Source organism: Zobellella denitrificans, assembly GCF_002237365.1.
Classification (GTDB): Bacteria; Pseudomonadota; Gammaproteobacteria; order Enterobacterales; family Aeromonadaceae; genus Oceanimonas; species Oceanimonas denitrificans.
Genome location: NZ_NMUO01000172.1, coordinates 1 through 2,163, shown reverse-complemented (window position 1 = coordinate 2,163; position 2,163 = coordinate 1). Strand labels below are relative to the sequence as shown.

The 2,163-nt window shown below is 71.8% G+C and carries 2 protein-coding genes and 1 pseudogene; all 3 read right to left on the bottom strand.

Going from position 1 to position 2,163, the window contains the following annotated elements; translation table 11 throughout:
- Positions 1-18: 18 nt before the first annotated feature.
- Positions 19-291: pseudogene (locus CGX12_RS19100) on the bottom strand (alpha/beta fold hydrolase); the annotation flags it as partial.
- Complete coding sequence (menD, locus tag CGX12_RS19095) at positions 281-1,981, bottom strand: 2-succinyl-5-enolpyruvyl-6-hydroxy-3-cyclohexene-1-carboxylic-acid synthase (protein WP_094041447.1); 1,701 nt, start codon at positions 1,979-1,981, stop codon at positions 281-283. The pseudogene CGX12_RS19100 and the gene menD, both read right to left, overlap by 11 nt.
- A gap of 2 nt (positions 1,982-1,983) precedes the next feature.
- The coding region (locus CGX12_RS19090; RefSeq protein WP_176442120.1) for a chorismate-binding protein at positions 1,984-2,163 on the bottom strand (180 nt) is incomplete at its 5' end.

Sequence of the window (2,163 nt, the reverse complement as noted above, 5' to 3'; positions counted from 1 at the left end):
GCTGGCAGGCTACTCCCTGGGCGGACGGCTGGCAAAATCCAGTGCCAGCCGTCCGCCCAGGGAGTAGCCTGCCAGCAGGTAGCGCCCGAGCCCCAGCCCGGCCAGGGCCCGGGCCAGCCAGCGGCGGATCCCGTCAAAGTCGTGCGGCCGCAACGCCCGGTTGCCGCCATGTCCGGGCAAGGCCAGCGGATAGCAGCGCCGGCCCGGCAACGCCGCCGTCACCGGCTGCCAGTCCCGCTCATCGCCCAGCAGGCCGTGCAGCAGCACCAGGGGCAAGGGTTCAGGCCTCATGCAGGCGTTGCTCCAGCCAGCGCAGGTCCTCGGCCAGTTGCCGCTCGGGCACCCGGACTTCGATCAGGGTGGCGCCGCCGTCCAGCGCCCGCCGGTAAGTCCGGTCGAACTCCGCCAGGCTGGCCGGCGCGGCATAAGACAGCCCGAACAGGGCGGCGGCCCGGGCAAAGTCCAGGCCGTGGGGCAGCCGGTAATACTCCTCCAGCAGTCCGTCCTCCTCCGGCACCGGCAGCAGGTTGAAGATGCCGCCGCCGTTGTTGTTGAGCAGGATCAGCACCAGCGGCACCCGGCTCCGGCCGAGCAGCGCCAGGCTGTTGAGATCGTGCAGGGCGCTGATGTCCCCCAGCACCAGGGTGGTGGGCTCGGCGCCGCTCTGGGCGAAACCGTAGGCGGTGGCGATCAGGCCATCGATGCCGGAGGCACCCCGGTTGGCCATCACCCGCGTCGGCCCCGGGCCCGGACTGCCCGCCATGTTCAGCAAGCGTGCCGCCATGCTGTTGCCCACCATCAGCCGGCCCCGCAGCAGCCGGTTCAGCCGATGGCAGATCCCCAGCTCGGAGCAACGTTCGGCCCGCTGCGCCAGCAAGGACGCCACCGGCCGGTGCAGCGGCTCCAGCCGGTGCCAGGGCGAGCGCCCGGGGGCGGGATGGCGGCGCACAAAGTCAGCGGGGGAGCCGAGCAGCCGGCGGCGTACCCGGTAATCCGGGTCCAGCCGGCACGGCCGGGACTCCACCAGCCAGTAATGCCGCCAGTCATGACCGGCGATAAAGTGCCCGAATCGCTTGGAGATCAAGCGGCCGCCGAACTGCAGCAGCACCTCGGCCTCGGCCAGCGCCCGGCGAAAGGCCGGACTGTGCAGGGCCAGATCGGCGTGCAGCAGGTTGTGCTCATCGAAGCGGAGCTGGCTTTGCAAATCCGCCAGCAGGGGCCAGCCCAGTTGCCGTGCCAGGGTCGCCACCGCCCGGGCCTCGGCAGGATCGTCGATCTGCCCCGCCACCACCAGGCCCCTACGGGCGCTGAATTCGGCCCAGTCCGGCTGGATGGCGGCCCGGGCCTCGGCCCGCTGCCAGGGGCTCCAGGGGCTGTGGTCTTGCCGCCAGCGGCCAAGCGGTGCCAGGTAATCGACCGCGTCGAACGGCTCCCCGCCGGGATAGAGCGGCTCCGGAAAAGGGCAGTTCAGGTGCACCGGGCCCGGCTCCAGGGCCTGCCGGGCCAGGGCCTGATCCACCGAGCTCAGCACGAAGGCGGCGGGAACCGCCGGCGTCGGACTCGGCAAGTCCTGCCGGTACACCGGGTATTCCGCAAAGATCCCCGCCTGGACGATGGCCTGGTTGCTGCCGTTGTCGATCAGCTCCACGGGCCTGTCCGCCGACAGCAGTATCAGGGGGATGCCGCTCTGGCGCGCCTCGATCACCGCCGGGTAGAGGTTGGCCACCGCCGTGCCCGAGGTGGTGATCACCGCCACCGGCCGGCCACTGCCCCGGGCCAGCCCCAGCGCCATAAAGCCGAGGCCGCGCTCGTCGAAGTGCGGATGCCGGCGAAAGCCGGCGTGGGCCGCGGCGGCCATGGTCAGGGGGCTGGAGCGGGAGCCCGGCGCCAGCGCCAGATCACGTACCCCAAGGCGGTACAGTTCTTCCAGCAGCAGGCTGGCCCAGACCTGGTTGAAGGTGGCGAAACGGTGCGGAAACATGGCTAGCCCCCCTCGTGCAGCAGCGCCAGCACCGAGGCCAGCTTGTGATCCAGCTCGGCCCACTCGGCGGCGGCGGTCGAGCCGGCCACTATGCCGGCACCGGCAAACAGATCCACCGCCCCGGGGCCGATGCGGGCGCAGCGGATGGCCACCGCCAGCTCGGCGGTGTCGCGGCTCAGCAG

Excerpts from the sequence above, each read along its gene's own strand:
- menD (WP_094041447.1), bottom strand. The coding sequence starts at position 1,981 with ATGTTTCCGCACCGTTTCGCCACCTTCAACCAGGTCTGGGCCAGCCTG.